Below are 15,131 nucleotides of genomic sequence, written 5' to 3'. Positions count from 1 at the left end.
CGGTCGGGACGGCGTAGTCCTGGCCGCTGTGCTTGTGCGCCCACATGCCGCCGTTCTGGGCGAAGCTCGCGGACAGCTTGTAGCTCTTGACCGGGTCGATCCAGGACGCCTGCTTCTTGGCGGCGGCCTGCGCGGCCTTCTTCGCCTGGGCGGCCTTCGCGGCCTTCGCCTCGGCGGCCTTCTCGACCTGGGCGGCCTGGGCCTTCGCGGCCTTGGCCTGGGCGGCGGCCTGCGCCTGGACGGCGCCGGCGGCGCCGGACGCGGCCGTGGTGTCGACGGCGGCCGCGACCCCGGCTCCCATCACGACCGAGGCCCCCAGTCCGGCGGCCAGGACGGCCGCGCGGGTGCGGATCTGGGACGTACGGAAGGAGCGGGGCGTGACGCGCTGGGACATCTCAACCTCATCAGGAAGGGGGCGTGGGAAAACCACCCGGCGGACGGATCCGCGCCTCGGTGGTGATTCATTGGTAGCCCCTCCGGACATAACGGCGCAAAGGTGTGACCTACGACGAAAACTCGTAGACATGCACTGAGATGCACGTCTCTTGACACAGCACCGGTACCGGGCGAAACCCCCCATTTAGAGCCGATCGAGCAGAACCCTGGGGAAAATGTCCGTTTTGCGGGAAGGCTTTAGCCACTATTCCGGCTAGTACCGGACAAAGCGCCTGTGCACCATGTCACCGGGGACCGGGTTCGGCCATTCCACAAATGTGGCGCAGGCCTCTAGGCGCCTACCGCCCGGTAACCCTACGGTTCACCTCACGTCACCCTCGCAGACGAGCATGCACACGACACGTTGGCAGCGTTACGGACGTGAGAGGACCCCCACGAGATGAGAAGCCGACGCTCCTGGCCGATCCGCGCATCGGTCACCGCCGTCTCCGCGGTCGCCCTGGTGGCCCTGGCCGCACCGGCCGAGGCCACGGCCCCCGCTTCACCGGCCGTCTCCCCGGTGGCAGCCGCCACCGCGGCGGCGGACGTCGACTACGACACCTGGCAGCGGGACTGCCGGGCGGTCATGGACCAGGCCCTGCCCTATCTGAAGCAGCGGATCGGGGACACCGAACCGGGCGAGAAGCAGGCGATCGTCCTCGACGTCGACAACACCGCGCTGGAGACCGACTTCGGGTTCAGCTTCCCGCAGCCCGCCAACGAGCCGGTCCTGGAGGTCGCGGAGTACGCGCAGGAGCACGGCGTCGCCGTGTTCTTCGTGACCGCCCGCCCGGGCATCATCCACGCGCCCACCGACTGGAACCTCGACCACGTCGGCTACGAGTCCTCCGGCCTGTACGTCCGCGGCTTCCTCGACCTGTTCCGGAACGTGGCCGAGTACAAGACGGCCCAGCGCGCCGCCATCGAGGCCAAGGGCTACACGATCATCGCCAACATCGGCAACAGCGCCACCGACCTGTCGGGCGGCCACGCCGAGAGGACGTTCAAGCTGCCGGACTACGACGGTCAGCTGTCGTGACGCGTGCCCGCGTGCCCGCGGATACGCGCATCCTCGGGCACGCGGGCACGTGAAAGGGGCCGGTGCCTTTCGGGCACCGGCCCCTTTCGGTCGCCGTGGGACGCTTACGCGTCCTTGCTCAGGTTCGGACCGGCTCCGCCGGCCGCCTGCTCGATCGGCGGGACGTCGGGCAGGGCCGACTTCTCCTCACCGCGGAAGGTGAAGGTCGCGGCGTCGCCCTCGCCCTCGGTGTCCACGACCACGATGTGACCGGGACGCAGCTCGCCGAAGAGGATCTTCTCCGACAGCGTGTCCTCGACCTCGCGCTGGATCGTGCGGCGCAGCGGACGCGCGCCCAGCACCGGGTCGTAGCCCTTCTTGGACAGCAGCTCCTTGGCGGACTGGGAGAGCTCGATGCCCATGTCCCGGTCCTTGAGGCGCTCGTCCACCTTGCCGATCATCAGGTCGACGATCCGCAGGATGTCGTCCTGGCTGAGCTGCGGGAAGACGACCACGTCGTCGACGCGGTTGAGGAACTCGGGCCGGAAGTGCTGCTTGAGCTCGTCCTGGACCTTGTTCTTCATGCGCTCGTAGTTGGTCTTCGTGTCACCCGCGGCGGCGAAGCCCAGGTTGAAGCCCTTGGAGATGTCCCGGGTGCCGAGGTTGGTCGTCATGATGATGACCGTGTTCTTGAAGTCCACGACCCGGCCCTGGGAGTCGGTCAGGCGACCGTCCTCCAGGATCTGCAGCAGCGAGTTGAAGATGTCCGGGTGGGCCTTCTCGACCTCGTCGAAGAGGACGACCGAGAACGGCTTGCGGCGCACCTTCTCCGTGAGCTGGCCGCCCTCCTCGTAGCCCACGTAGCCGGGGGGCGAACCGAAGAGACGCGAGACCGTGTGCTTCTCGCTGAACTCCGACATGTCGAGGGAGATCAGCGCGTCCTCGTCACCGAAGAGGAACTCCGCCAGCGCCTTGGACAGCTCGGTCTTACCGACACCGGACGGGCCGGCGAAGATGAACGAGCCACCGGGACGCTTCGGGTCCTTCAGGCCGGCACGGGTACGGCGGATCGCCTTGGACAGCGCCTTGACGGCGTCGACCTGGCCGATGACCCGCTTGTGGAGCTCGTCCTCCATGCGCAGCAGGCGGGACGACTCCTCCTCCGTGAGCTTGAAGACCGGGATGCCCGTCGCCGTGGCGAGGACCTCGGCGATCAGCTCGCCGTCGACCTCGGCGACGACGTCCATGTCGCCGGCCTTCCACTCCTTCTCCCGCTTGGCCTTGGCGGCGAGGAGCTGCTTCTCCTTGTCGCGCAGGGAGGCGGCCTTCTCGAAGTCCTGCGAGTCGATCGCGGACTCCTTGTCGCGGCGGACGCCGGCGATCTTCTCGTCGAACTCGCGCAGGTCCGGCGGCGCGGTCATCCGGCGGATGCGCATCCGGGAGCCGGCCTCGTCGATCAGGTCGATCGCCTTGTCCGGCAGGAAGCGGTCCGAGATGTAGCGGTCGGCGAGCGTCGCCGCCTGGACCAGGGCCTCGTCGGTGATGGAGACGCGGTGGTGCGCCTCGTACCGGTCGCGCAGGCCCTTGAGGATCTCGATCGTGTGCGGCAGGGACGGCTCCGCGACCTGGATGGGCTGGAAGCGGCGCTCCAGGGCCGCGTCCTTCTCCAGGTGCTTGCGGTACTCGTCCAGCGTGGTCGCACCGATGGTCTGCAGCTCACCGCGGGCCAGCATCGGCTTGAGGATGCTCGCGGCGTCGATGGCGCCCTCGGCGGCACCCGCACCGACCAGCGTGTGCAGCTCGTCGATGAACAGGATGATGTCGCCGCGGGTGCGGATCTCCTTGAGCACCTTCTTCAGGCGCTCCTCGAAGTCACCGCGGTAGCGGGAGCCGGCGACCAGGGCACCGAGGTCCAGGGTGTAGAGGTGCTTGTCCTTGAGGGTCTCGGGCACCTCGCCCTTGACGATGGCCTGGGCGAGGCCCTCGACGACGGCGGTCTTGCCGACGCCGGGCTCACCGATCAGCACCGGGTTGTTCTTGGTACGGCGGGACAGCACCTGCATGACCCGCTCGATCTCCTTCTCGCGCCCGATGACCGGGTCGAGCTTGGACTCACGAGCGGCCTGGGTGAGGTTCCGGCCGAACTGGTCGAGGACCAGGGACGTGGAGGGGGTGCCCTCGGCAGGACCGCCGGCGGTGGCGGTCTCCTTGCCCTGGTAGCCGGAGAGCAGCTGGATGACCTGCTGCCGCACCCGGTTCAGATCGGCGCCCAGCTTGACCAGGACCTGGGCGGCGACGCCCTCGCCCTCACGGATCAGGCCGAGCAGGATGTGCTCCGTGCCGATGTAGTTGTGGCCCAGCTGAAGGGCCTCGCGGAGCGACAGCTCCAGGACCTTCTTGGCACGGGGGGTGAAGGGGATGTGACCCGACGGGGCCTGCTGGCCCTGCCCGATGATCTCCTCCACCTGCTGGCGGACCGCCTCGAGCGAAATCCCGAGGCTCTCAAGGGCCTTGGCGGCGACACCCTCACCCTCGTGGATCAGGCCCAGGAGGATGTGCTCGGTGCCGATGTAGTTGTGGTTGAGCATCCGGGCTTCTTCCTGAGCCAGGACGACAACCCGCCGCGCGCGGTCGGTGAACCTCTCGAACATCGTTAATCGCTCCTCAGAGCGGTCAGGCAGTGGGGGGAACTTCCCCTCCCTGTCCTTCCGCAGCTTAGTCCCGCGAGCGGGGACCGCTCATTCCAACTGCCGACACCGTCGATGGCCTCCTGACCCCGCTCACGCCGACATCTGCTCCAACCCGATGGTGCGAGACGATGTTCCCGCAGGCCAGGCAGTTACCCCCTTCGCCAGTACGCCCATGGCGAACGGGAGACGTCCCGCCCTGCGTGTCGCCCCCTCTCACTAGGGATGTCTTACCCGCTGCTACGGACAGTCCATGCCGAGTGCACGGGTTCCCTCCGCTACGGGCGAACAACCTTGCGCCTCCCCGCACCCCCGCACGCCCCCTTGTTCGACACCCCTCGCTTACGCACGAGCACCCAGCGTAACCCGAAGGGCGTCGGGACGTTGCGTCGGGCATGGCCCGGACCGTCGCCCCCGTAGTGCCGTTCCCCCGCCGGCCGCTCACGCCGAGCGACGACGAGGTGCGGCTCTGGTACGAGAACGCGCTGGGGTGGCCCACCGTGCCCGGGGCGCCGGTGCGGCTGGCGGTGGGGGTGTGCTTCGACGTCCTGGACGTGCCCGCGGAGGCGGGGTGCGCGGCGCTGGAGCGCCTCGGGCGCTCGGGAGGGCTCGGGCGGGGGTTCCCGGTGGCGCTGCGGGAGGGCAGGATGCGGCTGCTGGTGGCGGCGGGCAGCGCGGAGGAGCTGCCGGGGCTGCTGGAGTGGCTGGACTGGGGGGCGCTGGCGCTGGACCTGGTGGCAGTCGGCGCGGGAGGTCTCATGGACGCTCCCTGGCCCCCTGGCGCCGTTGCCGACGGCGCTGCCGGTGGTGACGCCGGCGGTGGTGCCGGTCCCGCCGCCCGGCCGTTCCCCCCTGGCCGTGACGGATCACAGGGGGCCGCCGTGTGGCTGCGGCCCCCCGAGCCGGGACGCGGGGCCGAGGCCTCGCTGCCGACGCTGTCGGCGATGGGCACGAGGGGTGGTGCGAGGGGGGACCGGGACGTCCCCCCGGATCTCGTGCGGCTGGTGAACACGGTGGCCACACAGGTCCACCGGGTCCGGCTGCGGCGTGCGTGCGCCGCCGTACGGGCCGACGGTCAGCCGTTGGCCTTCTCGTAGGCCTCGCGGATGGACGCGGGGACGCGGCCGCGGTCGTTGACCTCGTAGCCGTTCTCCTTCGCCCACGCGCGGATGGCCGCGGTGTCCTGGCTGCCACCGGAAGAGGCACGCGCCTTTCCGCGCCCGCCCGAAGCACGGCCTCCGGTACGACGACCGCCCTTCACGTAAGGATCGAGAAGGCCTCGGAGCTTGTCCGCATTGGCGGTGGTGAGATCGATCTCGTACGTCTTGCCGTCCAACGCGAACGTCACGGTCTCGTCCGCCTCGCCGCCGTCGAGGTCGTCGACAAGAAGGACCTGAACCTTCTGTGCCACCGGATTTCCTTTCATCGATAACTTGAGGGCCGGGGTGTGCCGGCGTCCGCCGTATCGCCGCCCCTTGTTATATCCAGTACTGCAGTACTCCGGAAAGCAAACCGCTTTTGCCGTAAAAACACAAACCCCTGGCGGAGACCCACTGCCCGTACCCGCCCCGGAAACATGCGCGTTTCGGACATAGGGCACCGCCCGCAGATCACAGATGCAGAAGCATCCGGCTGTTGCCCAAGGTGTTCGGTTTCACGCGTTCGAGGCCGAGGAACTCCGCGACACCCTCGTCATAGGAGCGCAGCAACTCCGCGTACACATCGGTGTCGACGGGCGTCTCACCGATCTCCACGAAGCCGTGCTTGCCGAAGAAGTCCACTTCGAAGGTCAGGCAGAATACGCGCCGAACACCGAGCCAGCGGGCGGTCTCCAGCAACTTCTCCAGCAACCGGTGTCCGACGCCCGCGCCCTTCAGGCCCGGCTTCACGGCGAGAGTGCGGACTTCCGCGAGGTCTTCCCACATCACGTGCAGGGCGCCGCAGCCGACCACCTCCGCGTTGTCGTCCCGTTCCGCGACCCAGAACTCCTGGATGTCCTCGTAAAGCGTCACCGTCGCTTTGTCGAGCAGGATGCGCCCGCGGACGTAGGCGTCAAGGAGCCGGCGCACGGCGGGGACATCGCTGGTGCGGGCCCGTCGGACCGTGATGGCTTTTGCGGGGACTTCGGGGCTGCCTTCGAGGCTGTCTTCGGGGCTGTCTTCGGGGCTGTCTGCGGACATGGGCGGACGCTATCGTCCGCTCCGGCCCTCTGCTGAGCCGGGGTTCTCGTCGGCGGGGGTTTCCGGGAGCTGGACGATGCGGACCGCGTCGGTGAGAGCCTGGCGCTGTTCCTCGCTCATCATGCCGAAGAACGCGACGAGAGCGGCGGCGGCGTTGTCGCTCTGCGACCACGCTTCGTTCATCAGCGCGGCGGCGTAGGCGGCGCGAGTGGAGACCGCCTCATATCGATAGGCCCTGCCTTCCGCCTCTCGGCGCACCCAGCCCTTCTGATGGAGATTGTCCAAAACGGTCATCACCGTGGTGTACGCGATGGACCGTTCCTTCTGAAGATCTTCCAGGACTTCCCGAACGGTCACCGGGCGGTTCCACTTCCACACCCGCGTCATGACCGCGTCTTCGAGTTCTCCCAATGGGCGAGGCACAACTCAGAACAATAGTGGCGGATCCCGATAATGGCGTGCCGGACGTGCACGATCGTCGGCAAACGTGAACAAAAAGGGCGTACGACCTCGGGTCGTACGCCGGGGGCGGCTGGGATCGGGCCGGTCAGGCTTCGGTCTTGGGGGCGGGCTGGGAGCCCTGCACCCGCGCGAGGGCCGCGTCGACCGCGGCGTCCTCCTTGGTCTTGTTGGCGCCGCCCTGGGTCTTCACGATCACCCGGATCACGCCGATGAAGAGGACGGCCATGACGGCCGGGGGGAGGAGCGCGGAGACGTAGTCCATGGGTCCAGGGTAGGGCAGCGGGGGTGGTCAGCCGGCGGCCAGGTGCTGGTCCGGCGGGGGCGGGGTGGGTTTGCGCCGGGGGAAGACCTCGCCGGGGGTGGGGATGGGGCGGGCGGGGCCGGGTGCGGGAGTGGGGTTCGGGGCGGGGCGGGGGGTGGCGGGTGGCCTCCGGGCCGGGTCCTGCTCCTCCTGCGGGTCCTCTGCGGCCGCGCGGCCTCCCGGGAGGGCCAGGAGGAAGGTGCGCCGGCAGTGGCGCAGGAGGGTGGCGGCGGTGGGGTTGCCGCGCAGGGCCCGGAGGGCGGCCAGGTCGTCGGGGTGGGGGCGGTATCCGGCGCCCAGCGCCTCCTCCAGGAGCGTGAGGTAGCCGGCGGCGGTGCCGGGGAGGGCGGCGCGGTAGCGGCCGAGGTCGGCCAGGAGGAAGGCGCGCAGCCGGGCACTTTCCCGCGTCGCCTCGTCGAGGTCCGTGACGAGGCGTAGGCAGTCCTGGAGGTCGTCGGCCGAGGCGGGGGTGGGGCACAGGGCGAGGGCGAGAGCGCGGCGGAGCACGCGCAGTTCCTCCGCGCCGAACGCCATGCCGCCGCGGGGTCCGTAGGGCGTGGGCATGCTGTGACGATACGCGCTAATCAGACAAACAGCGCGTATGGGGCAGGTGTGGCGCGGGTCGCCACCCGGGTGGGCGGGACACCACCCCCCGCACCCCTGCCGCTCCCGCCGCTCCCGCCGCTCCTGCCGCCCCTGCCGCCCCTGCCGCCCCTGCCGCCCCTACCGCTCCCGCCGCTCCCGCCGTCCCTGCCGCTCCCGCGGGCAGTCGTGCCGCTGGGGCGGCACGGGTGGGCGCGACGGCACCCCGTCAGCGCCGGGCTGCGCGACCAACCCCCGGCCCACGCCAACACAGGGCACCCCGTACCGCGCCGGCCGCGTGAACCCGGCGCCGGGCCACAACAGCGAGGGGCACCCGTACGGCACCGAGCCGCACAGCCACCCGCGCGCGTCACAGACGCGACACGTTCCGTTCGTACACCAGGCGCAGCCCGATCAGCGTCAGCCACGGCTCGTGCTCGTCGATGACCGAGCTCTCGCCCAGCACCATCGGCGCCAGCCCACCCGTCGCGATGACCGTCACGTCCTCGGGATCGTCCGCCAGCTCGCGGGCCATCCGGTTGACCACACCATCGACCTGCCCGGCGAATCCGTAGATGATGCCGGACTGCATCGCCTCGACCGTGTTCTTGCCGATCACACTGCGCGGACGCGCCACCTCGATCTTCCGCAGCTGCGCACCGCGGACGCCGAGCGCCTCGACGGAGATCTCGATGCCGGGGGCGATGACCCCACCGACGTACTCCCCCCGCGCGGAGACCGCGTCGAACGTCGTCGCCGTGCCGAAGTCGACGACGATCGCCGGACCGCCGTAGAGGTCGACCGCCGCGACCGCGTTGATGATGCGGTCCGCGCCGACCTCCTTGGGGTTGTCGGTGAGGATCGGCACCCCCGTCTTCACGCCCGGTTCCACCAGCACCGCCGGCACGTCGCCGTAGTAGCGGCGCGTGACCTCGCGGAGTTCGTGCAGGACGGACGGGACCGTCGCACAGATCGCGATGCCGTCGATGCCGTCGCCCAGTTCGTCGCCCAGCAGCGGGTGCATGCCCATCAGGCCCTGGAGGAGGACCGCGAGCTCGTCGGCCGTGCGGCGCGCGTCCGTGGAGATGCGCCAGTGTTCGACGATGTCGTCGCCGTCGAAGAGGCCCAGGACGGTGTGCGTGTTGCCCACGTCGATCGTCAGCAGCATGGCCGGTCCTACTCCGCCGCTCGCAGGTCGAGGCCGATGTCGAGGATCGGCGAGGAGTGGGTGAGGGCGCCCACCGCCAGGTAGTCGACGCCCGTGTCCGCGTACGCCTTCGCGTTGGCGAGGGTGAGGCGGCCGGAGGCCTCCAGGGCGGCGCGGCCGTCGACGAGGGCCACCGCCTCCTCGCACTCGCCGGGCGTGAAGTTGTCCAGCAGGATCAGGTCGGCGCCGGCGTCCAGGACCTCGCGGAGCTGGTGCAGGGTGTCGACCTCGACCTCGATCGGGACGTCGGGGAAGCGCTCGCGGACCGCGTTGAAGGCCTCGGCGACACCGCCGGCGGCCACCACGTGGTTGTCCTTGACCAGGGCCGCGTCCGAGAGGGACATGCGGTGGTTGACGCCGCCGCCGCAGCGCACGGCGAACTTCTCCAGGCTGCGCAGGCCGGGCGTGGTCTTGCGGGTGTCGCGGACCTTCGCCTTGGTGCCCTCCAGGACGTCCGCCCACGCGCGCGTGGCGGTCGCGATGCCCGACAGGCGGCACAGCAGGTTCAGGGCGCTGCGCTCCGCGGTGAGGAGGTCGCGGGTGCGGGTCGTGACGGACAGCAGGGTCTGGCCCGCCTCCACGCGGTCACCATCCTCCGCGTGGCGTTCGACCTCGAACTCCTCCGCGCAGACGATCGACATGACCGCCTCGGCGATCCTCAGGCCCGCCACGGTGCCCGCCTCCCGCGCGGTGAAGTCGGCGGTGGCGACGGCGTCCTCCGGGATGGTCGCGACCGTCGTCACGTCCACGCCGTGGGCCAGGTCCTCCTGGAGGGCCACGTTGGCGATGTCCTCGACCTCCACGGGGTCGAGGCCCGCGTCGGCCAGGAGCTGGGCGAGCGCGGAGTCGAGGCCGCACTCCAGGTAGGTCTCCTCGTCGGCGCCGCAGGCGCAGCCGTCGCCACAGCCGCCGGAGGAAACGAGGGGAAGGTCGGGGGTGGTCACTGCTGTCACTGCTCCTGGGCCTGAGGGAGGGTCGGGGGGAAGTCTGTGGTGTCGGTGGTGTGCGCCGCCAGCGATCGGTCCGGATTCAGCCGTACGACGATGTGGCGGCGCCAGGTCGTGTCGTCGCGCTCGGGACGGTCCTCGCGCCAGTGGCAGCCGCGGGTCTCCTCGCGCCGCTGCGCGGAGGCGACCAGGACGCGGGCCACGCACAGGAGGTTGGTGGCCTCCCAGGTGTCGACGCCGGGCTCGGCGGTCTTGCCGTTCTCGTCGAGGGCGTCGCGCGCGTCGGCGTGGAGCCGGTGGAGACGGTCGGCCGCCTCGGAGAGGGAGTCCTCGGAGCGCAGTACGCCTGCTCCCCGGCTCATGATCCGCTGGACGGCGAAGCGGGCCTCCGGGGGGAGGAGGGGGTAGGCGGGGCGCTCCGTGACGGGGAGCGGTTGCGGCACGCGCGCGTGGAGGGTGTTCCCGGCGCGCGCGATGTCGGCGGCGATGCGCTCGGCGTAGACCAGGCCCTCGAGGAGGGAGTTGGAGGCGAGGCGGTTGGCGCCGTGCACGCCGGTGCAGGCGACCTCGCCGCACGCGTACAGGCCGGGCACGGTGGTGCGGCCGTGGGAGTCGGTGCGGACGCCGCCGGAGGCGTAGTGGGCGGCCGGGGCGACCGGAACGGGCTCGGTGACCGGGTCGATGCCGTGCGCGCGGCAGGCGGCGAGGATCGTGGGGAAGCGGTGTTCCCACATCTCGGCGCCGAAGTGGCGGGCGTCGAGGTACATGTGCTCGGCGTCCTGCTCCCGCATGCGGCGCATGATGCCCTTGGCGACGATGTCCCGGGGCGCGAGTTCGGCGAGTTCGTGCTGTCCCTGCATGAAGCGCACGCCGTCGGCGTCCACCAGGTGGGCGCCCTCGCCGCGTACCGCCTCGGAGACGAGCGGCTGCTGGCCCTCCGCGTCCGGGCCGAGGAAGAGCACCGTCGGGTGGAACTGGACGAATTCGAGGTCGCTCACCTCGGCGCCCGCGCGCAGGGCGAGGGCCACGCCGTCGCCCGTGGAGACGGCGGGGTTCGTGGTCGCCGAGAAGACCTGGCCCATGCCGCCGGTCGCCAGGACCACGGCGGGCGCGTGGACGGCGCCCACGCCGTCGTGCTGGCCCTCGCCCATGACGTGCAGGGTGACGCCGGCGGTGCGGCCGTCGGCGTCGGTGAGGAGGTCGAGGACGAGGGCGTTCTCGACGGTGCGCATCCCGCGCGCGCGGACCGCCTCGACGAGGGCGCGGGAGATCTCCGCGCCGGTGGCGTCGCCGCCCGCGTGGGCGATGCGGCGGCGGTGGTGGCCGCCCTCGCGGGTGAGTTCCAGCCCGCCGTCGGTCGACTCGTCGAAGTGCGCGCCGGTCGCGATGAGGCGGCGTACGGCGTCGGGCCCCTCGGTGACGAGGATGCGGACCGCCTCCTCGTCGCACAGGCCCGCACCGGCGACCAGGGTGTCGTCCAGGTGCTGCTCGGGGGTGTCGCCCTCGCCGAGGGCCGCGGCGATGCCGCCCTGGGCCCAGCGGGTGGAGCCGTCGTCGAGGCGGGCCTTGGTGACGACCACCGTCGTCAGGCCGGCGGCCTCGCAGCGCAGGGCGGCGGTGAGGCCGGCGACGCCGGAACCGACGACCACGACGTCCGCGTCGATGGACCACCCGGGCGCGGGCGCGTGCAAACGGGGGCGATCCCGAAGCGCTCTCGTTCGAGGGTGGTGGGCGACGGGCGGGCGTATGCCTGTGCTGGTCACGAGGCGGCTCCGAACGTTCCGAAGGTCAGGGGGATGTTGTCGATCAGGCGGGTGGTGCCCACGCGGGCGGCCACGGCGAGGACGGCCTCTCCGGTGAAGTCGTCGCCGATCTCGGTGAAGTCGGACGGGTCGACCAGGGCCAGGTAGTCCAGGTCGAGGGGCGGCGTGAGGCGGGCGGCCTCGTCGAGGACCAGGCGGGCGGCGGCGCGGACGGCCCCCGGGCCGCCGGCGGTCGTGGCGACGGCGTGCGCGTCGGCCGCCGCGCGGGACTCCCCTATGGCGCTGAGCGCCTCGGCACGCGCGCGCGTGGAGGGCACCTCACTCGCACGCGCGCGCAGCGCCTGCTGGGCGGCGTGCCGGTCGCGGCCCGCGAACAGGGCCTGGGACAGGGCGAGCGCGGTGCGCCGCTCGGCGGGCGAGAGGTAGCGGTTGCGGCTGGACAGGGCGAGCCCGTCCTCCTCACGGACGGTGGGGACGCCGACGATCTCGACGCCGAAGTTCAGGTCCCGCACCATGCGGCGGATCAGGGCGAGCTGCTGGGCGTCCTTCTGGCCGTACAGCGCGATGTCGGGGCGGGTGAGGTGGAGCAGTTTGGCGACGACGGTGAGCATGCCGTCGAAGTGGCCGGGGCGGGCGGCGCCCTCCAGGCGTTCGCCCATGGGGCCGGCCGTGACGCGGACCTGGGGTTCGCCGCCCGGGTAGACCTCGTCCGCGGACGGGGCGAAGACGGCGTCGGCACCCGCCTGCCCGGCGAGCTCGATGTCGGCGTCCAGGGTGCGCGGGTAGCGGTCCAGGTCCTCGCCCGCGCCGAACTGCAGCGGGTTGACGAAGACGGTGACCACGACCTCGCCGTCGGGGCCGGCGATCCCCCGCGCGGTGCGGATCAGTGTGGCGTGGCCCTCGTGCAGGGCGCCCATGGTCATCACGACGGCGCGGCGGCCGGTACGCGCGCGTGCGCGCAGTTCGGCGGCGGTGCGCAGCAGGGTGGCGGTCATCGGGTGACTCCGTTCCGGGACGCGCGCGTCGCCGCGGGGGTGGGGTGGGCGGGGTGTCGGGGCGTGCCGCTCATCGGTCCTCCCCCGGGGTGCTTCCGGTGCCGTCGGTGCCCGTGACTCCGCCGGCTCCGCCGGTTCCGTCGGCGAGCACTCCGAGGAGGTCCTCGGCGAGTTCGGGCTTCAGCAGGCCGTGGGCGAGGGCCCGGTCGGCGGTCGCGCGGGCCATCGCCAGGTAGCCGGCGACGGCCCCCGGGGCGTGCCGGCGCAACTCGGTGACGTGCGCGGCGACCGTGCCCGCGTCGCCGCGCGCGACCGGGCCGGTGAGGGCTGCGTCGCCGGAGCGCAGGGCGTTGTCCAGGGCGGCGCCGAGCAGCGGGCCGAGCATCCGGTCGGGGGCCTCGACACCTGCGGTGCGCAGCAGTTCCAGGGACTGGGCGACCAGGGTGACCAGGTGGTTGGCGCCCAGGGCGAGGGCCGCGTGGTAGAGCGGGCGGTTCTCCTCGGCGATCCATTCCGGCTCGCCGCCCATCTCGACGACGAGGGCCTCGGCGGCCAGCCGCAGCTCCTCGGGGGCGGTGACGCCGAAGGAGCACCCGGCGAGGCGCTGCACGTCGACGGAGGTGCCGGTGAACGTCATCGCGGGGTGCAGGGCGAGCGGCAGCGCGCCGGCCCGCAGGGCGGGGTCGAGCACCTTCGCGCCGTACCGCCCGGAGGTGTGCACCAGTAGCTGGCCCGGCCGCACCGCGCCGGTGTCGGCGAGTCCGGCGACCAGCTCGGGCAGGGCGTCGTCCGGGACGGTCAGCAGGACCAGCTCGGACCGCTGGAGGACCTCGGCGGGCGGCACCACCGGCACGTCGGGGAGCATCCGCTCGGCGCGCCTGCGGGAGGCGTCGGAGACGGCGGAGACGGCCACCGGGCGGTGCCCGGCGAGCCGGAGGGACGCGGCCAGGGCGGGGCCCACGCGTCCGGCGCCGACGACGCCGACGGTGAGCCGCGCGGGGCGGTCCCGGGGATCTGGCTGTGGGGTTGTGTTCACGCGACGGGGGCCTTCCCGTTCCAGTCCGCTCGGGGTACCGGACGATTTCTCGTCATGTTAACGCGATCGGTTCCGGGGGCGGTCGGCTGTCCACAGGCTGTGGGTTTCCGTGCGCCGTCGTGGCACACGCGTGTGCGGAAATGAGGGTGCCCGCGCGGGTGGGGGCGCGGCATGATCGCGCGCATGAGTGATACGGACGGCACGAATGACACGGACGGCACGAGCGACCCCACGGCGTTGCGGAAGCGGCGGATCGCCGCCTGGCGCGCCGCCCCGCGCGTGCTCGCGCGCCTCGACTTCCTCGCCCCCCTCTCGGAGCGGCTGACCCTGCTGGAGGCGGCGGGGAGCGTGTACGACCTCGACGAGACGTCCGACATCTACGGCAACGGCGTCGTCGAGGCCCTGGAGAAGCGGGTCGCCGGTCTGCTCGGCACCGAGGCCGCCGCGTTCTTCCCGACCGGCACGATGGCCCAGCAGGTGGCGCTGCGCTGCTGGGCCGGCCGCACCGGCGACCCGGCGGTCGCGCTGCATCCGCTCAGCCACCCGGAGGTGTACGAGCGGAACGCGTTCAGCCAGGTCAGCGGGTTGCGGCCGGTGCGGATGACGAGCGAGCCCCGGCTGCCCACCGCCGAGGAGGTCCGCGACTTCGAGGAGCCCTTCGGGGCGCTGATGCTGGAGCTGCCGCTCAGGGACGCCGGTTTCGTGCTGCCCACGTGGGAGGAGCTGACCGAGGTGGTGGCCGCCGCGCGGGAACGCGAGGCGGTCGTGCACTTCGACGGGGCCCGGCTGTGGGAGTGCACCGAGCACTTCGGCCGGCCGCTGGAGGAGATCGCGGGCCTCGCGGACAGCGTCTACGTGTCGTTCTACAAGTCCCTCGACGCCTATGGCGGCGCCGCCCTCGCCGGTCCCGCGAGCCTGATCGAGGAGGCGCGGGCCTGGCGGCACCGGTACGGGGGCAACGTGTTCCAGCAGTTCCCGACCGCGCTGTCGGCGTTGATCGGTCTGGAGCGGGAGCTGCCACGGCTGCCGGAGTACGTCCGGCACGCGCGCGTGGTGGCCGCCGCGCTGCGGGAGGGGCTGGAAGCAGGGGGGCTGCCCTGGTTCCGCGTCCACCCCGAGGTGCCGCACACCCATGACTTCCAGGTGTGGCTGCCGTACGACGCGGACGTCGTCGCCGAGGTGGCGATCCGGGCGGCCGAGGAGACGGGAACGGTGCTTTTCGCCAACCACTGGGATCCGAAGGGGCCGGGGTTGTCCTTCGCGGAGGTGTACGTGCGTTCCGCGGGGCTGGAGTGGACGGCCGAGGACGTACGCGCGGCGGCGGTGGAGTTCGCGCGGCGGCTGCTCCGGGCCTGAGGGTTTCCCCGGAGTTCGCGCGGCGGCTGCTCCGGGTCTGAGGGTTTCCCCGCCCCCGCCGCCCCTTCCCCTTCCCGTCCCCCGGGGGGGCTGGATGCCAGCCTCTCCGGCGTTTGAGGAGCGGGGTCCGGGGCGGAGCCCCGGGTTCGGGACGGGAAGGGG

At 71.8% G+C, this 15,131-nt stretch carries 14 protein-coding genes and 1 pseudogene; 3 read left to right on the top strand and 12 right to left on the bottom strand.

Annotation, left to right across the window (positions count from 1 at the left end; all coding sequences use genetic code 11):
• Positions 1-394: pseudogene (locus tag ACZ62B_RS37315) on the bottom strand (M23 family metallopeptidase); the annotation flags it as partial.
• A gap of 441 nt (positions 395-835) precedes the next feature.
• On the opposite strand from ACZ62B_RS37315, the gene ACZ62B_RS37310 reads away from it, so the two are divergent.
• Positions 836-1,474 (top strand): HAD family acid phosphatase, encoded by a 639-nt coding sequence (locus ACZ62B_RS37310; protein ID WP_344567219.1) that lies wholly within the window; start codon positions 836-838, stop codon positions 1,472-1,474.
• A gap of 104 nt (positions 1,475-1,578) precedes the next feature.
• Here ACZ62B_RS37310 and ACZ62B_RS37305 read toward each other — a convergent pair whose 3' ends face one another.
• Positions 1,579-4,104, bottom strand: a complete 2,526-nt coding sequence (locus tag ACZ62B_RS37305) for an ATP-dependent Clp protease ATP-binding subunit (protein WP_344567218.1) — start codon at positions 4,102-4,104, stop codon at positions 1,579-1,581.
• A 431-nt stretch (positions 4,105-4,535) separates the two neighbouring features.
• On the opposite strand from ACZ62B_RS37305, the gene ACZ62B_RS37300 reads away from it, so the two are divergent.
• Entirely contained in the window at positions 4,536-5,237 is a 702-nt protein-coding gene (locus ACZ62B_RS37300) for an SCO3374 family protein (protein WP_469693781.1), read from the top strand.
• On the opposite strand, the gene ACZ62B_RS37295 is transcribed toward ACZ62B_RS37300, so the two are convergent.
• The 10 genes from ACZ62B_RS37295 to ACZ62B_RS37250 all read right to left on the bottom strand — a co-directional run bounded on the left by ACZ62B_RS37295 (position 5,216) and on the right by ACZ62B_RS37250 (position 13,613).
• Positions 5,216-5,551 (bottom strand): histone-like nucleoid-structuring protein Lsr2, encoded by a 336-nt coding sequence (locus ACZ62B_RS37295; RefSeq protein WP_004928054.1) that lies wholly within the window; start codon positions 5,549-5,551, stop codon positions 5,216-5,218. The two genes, ACZ62B_RS37300 and ACZ62B_RS37295, sit on opposite strands and share 22 nt — an antisense overlap.
• A gap of 199 nt (positions 5,552-5,750) precedes the next feature.
• Positions 5,751-6,320, bottom strand: coding sequence for an amino-acid N-acetyltransferase (locus ACZ62B_RS37290; RefSeq protein ID WP_468721832.1), 570 nt, complete (start codon positions 6,318-6,320; stop codon positions 5,751-5,753).
• Positions 6,321-6,329: 9 nt separating this feature from the next.
• Positions 6,330-6,743 (bottom strand): BlaI/MecI/CopY family transcriptional regulator, encoded by a 414-nt coding sequence (locus ACZ62B_RS37285; RefSeq protein WP_073936751.1) that lies wholly within the window; start codon positions 6,741-6,743, stop codon positions 6,330-6,332.
• 124 nt (positions 6,744-6,867) lie between these two features.
• The gene (locus tag ACZ62B_RS37280) at positions 6,868-7,044 is read right to left on the bottom strand and encodes a hypothetical protein (protein ID WP_344567211.1); all 177 of its coding nucleotides are present in this window, start codon (positions 7,042-7,044) and stop codon (positions 6,868-6,870) included.
• 27 nt (positions 7,045-7,071) lie between these two features.
• Positions 7,072-7,647 (bottom strand): hypothetical protein, encoded by a 576-nt coding sequence (locus ACZ62B_RS37275; protein WP_469693779.1) that lies wholly within the window; start codon positions 7,645-7,647, stop codon positions 7,072-7,074.
• 388 nt (positions 7,648-8,035) lie between these two features.
• Positions 8,036-8,833, bottom strand: a complete 798-nt coding sequence (locus tag ACZ62B_RS37270; RefSeq protein WP_344567221.1) for a type III pantothenate kinase — start codon at positions 8,831-8,833, stop codon at positions 8,036-8,038.
• 8 nt (positions 8,834-8,841) lie between these two features.
• Positions 8,842-9,816: a carboxylating nicotinate-nucleotide diphosphorylase gene (gene nadC / locus ACZ62B_RS37265; protein ID WP_469693777.1), complete on the bottom strand. Its 975-nt coding sequence runs from the start codon at positions 9,814-9,816 to the stop codon at positions 8,842-8,844.
• Positions 9,817-9,821: 5 nt separating this feature from the next.
• On the bottom strand, positions 9,822-11,567 hold the full coding sequence (locus ACZ62B_RS37260) for an L-aspartate oxidase (protein ID WP_344567404.1): 1,746 nt from the start codon (positions 11,565-11,567) through the stop codon (positions 9,822-9,824).
• Between the two features lie 11 nt (positions 11,568-11,578).
• Positions 11,579-12,577 (bottom strand): pantoate--beta-alanine ligase, encoded by a 999-nt coding sequence (gene panC / locus ACZ62B_RS37255; RefSeq protein WP_344567234.1) that lies wholly within the window; start codon positions 12,575-12,577, stop codon positions 11,579-11,581.
• A gap of 70 nt (positions 12,578-12,647) precedes the next feature.
• Complete coding sequence (locus ACZ62B_RS37250) at positions 12,648-13,613, bottom strand: Rossmann-like and DUF2520 domain-containing protein (RefSeq protein ID WP_344567236.1); 966 nt, start codon at positions 13,611-13,613, stop codon at positions 12,648-12,650.
• 183 nt (positions 13,614-13,796) lie between these two features.
• Between ACZ62B_RS37250 and ACZ62B_RS37245 the strand changes: the two genes are divergently transcribed.
• Positions 13,797-14,969: a threonine aldolase family protein gene (locus tag ACZ62B_RS37245; protein WP_469693775.1), complete on the top strand. Its 1,173-nt coding sequence runs from the start codon at positions 13,797-13,799 to the stop codon at positions 14,967-14,969.
• The last annotated feature ends 162 nt before the right edge of the window (positions 14,970-15,131 follow it).

The organism is Streptomyces sp. NPDC053426 (assembly GCF_055585405.1).
The sequence above is the reverse complement of the archived record's forward strand: the minus strand, read 5'-3'. Positions and strand labels throughout refer to the sequence as shown.

Coding starts and splice junctions, on each gene's coding strand:
- ACZ62B_RS37310 (WP_344567219.1), top strand. CDS start 836: ATGAGAAGCCGACGCTCCTGGCCGATCCGCGCATCGGTCACCGCCGTC.
- ACZ62B_RS37305 (WP_344567218.1), bottom strand. CDS start 4,104: ATGTTCGAGAGGTTCACCGACCGCGCGCGGCGGGTTGTCGTCCTGGCT.
- ACZ62B_RS37300 (WP_469693781.1), top strand. CDS start 4,536: ATGGCCCGGACCGTCGCCCCCGTAGTGCCGTTCCCCCGCCGGCCGCTC.
- ACZ62B_RS37290 (WP_468721832.1), bottom strand. CDS start 6,320: ATGTCCGCAGACAGCCCCGAAGACAGCCCCGAAGACAGCCTCGAAGGC.
- ACZ62B_RS37280 (WP_344567211.1), bottom strand. CDS start 7,044: ATGGACTACGTCTCCGCGCTCCTCCCCCCGGCCGTCATGGCCGTCCTC.
- ACZ62B_RS37275 (WP_469693779.1), bottom strand. CDS start 7,647: ATGCCCACGCCCTACGGACCCCGCGGCGGCATGGCGTTCGGCGCGGAG.
- ACZ62B_RS37270 (WP_344567221.1), bottom strand. CDS start 8,833: ATGCTGCTGACGATCGACGTGGGCAACACGCACACCGTCCTGGGCCTC.
- panC (WP_344567234.1), bottom strand. CDS start 12,577: ATGACCGCCACCCTGCTGCGCACCGCCGCCGAACTGCGCGCACGCGCG.
- ACZ62B_RS37245 (WP_469693775.1), top strand. CDS start 13,797: ATGAGTGATACGGACGGCACGAATGACACGGACGGCACGAGCGACCCC.